The sequence below is a fragment of the Streptomyces sp. NPDC004788 genome (genome assembly GCF_053601115.1).
The window spans coordinates 1-1,198 of sequence record NZ_JBSGBF010000213.1 but is presented as its reverse complement, the minus strand read 5'-3'; the positions used below and the strand labels follow the sequence as shown (position 1 = coordinate 1,198).

The window sequence follows — 1,198 nt, the reverse complement described above, 5'->3', positions numbered from 1 at the left end:
CTTCAGAACTAACACAGTGGACGCGAGCAACTGAGGACAAGCCCTCGGCCTATTAGTACCGGTCAGCTCCACCCATTACTGGGCTTCCACATCCGGCCTATCAACCCAGTCGTCTACTGGGAGCCTTACCCTCTCAAGGAGGTGGGAATACTCATCTCGAAGCAGGCTTCCCGCTTAGATGCTTTCAGCGGTTATCCCTCCCGAACGTAGCCAACCAGCCATGCCCTTGGCAGAACAACTGGCACACCAGAGGTTCGTCCGTCCCGGTCCTCTCGTACTAGGGACAGCCCTTCTCAATATTCCTGCGCGCACAGAGGATAGGGACCGAACTGTCTCACGACGTTCTAAACCCAGCTCGCGTACCGCTTTAATGGGCGAACAGCCCAACCCTTGGGACCGACTCCAGCCCCAGGATGCGACGAGCCGACATCGAGGTGCCAAACCATCCCGTCGATATGGACTCTTGGGGAAGATCAGCCTGTTATCCCCGGGGTACCTTTTATCCGTTGAGCGACGGCGCTTCCACAAGCCACCGCCGGATCACTAGTCCCGACTTTCGTCCCTGCTCGACCCGTCGGTCTCACAGTCAAGCTCCCTTGTGCACTTACACTCAACACCTGATTGCCAACCAGGCTGAGGGAACCTTTGGGCGCCTCCGTTACCCTTTGGGAGGCAACCGCCCCAGTTAAACTACCCATCAGACACTGTCCCTGATCCGGATCACGGACCGAGGTTAGACATCCAGCACGACCAGAGTGGTATTTCAACGACGACTCCACAACCACTGGCGTGGCCGCTTCACAGTCTCCCACCTATCCTACACAAGCCGAACCGAACACCAATATCAAACTGTAGTAAAGGTCCCGGGGTCTTTCCGTCCTTCTGCGCGAAACGAGCATCTTTACTCGTAGTGCAATTTCACCGGGCCTATGGTTGAGACAGTCGAGAAGTCGTTACGCCATTCGTGCAGGTCGGAACTTACCCGACAAGGAATTTCGCTACCTTAGGATGGTTATAGTTACCACCGCCGTTTACTGGCGCTTAAGTTCTCAGCTTCGCCCAGACGAATCTGAGCTAACCGGTCCCCTTAACGTTCCAGCACCGGGCAGGCGTCAGTCCGTATACATCGCCTTACGGCTTCGCACGGACCTGTGTTTTTAGTAAACAGTCGCTTCTCGCTGGTCTCTGCGGCCACCCC

General features: G+C 56.2%; 1 rRNA gene. It reads right to left on the bottom strand.

Annotated features, from left to right (window positions below):
* Window positions 1–32: 32 nt before the first annotated feature.
* A 23S ribosomal RNA gene (locus ACWEJX_RS37775) occupies window positions 33–1,198 on the bottom strand; the annotation flags it as partial.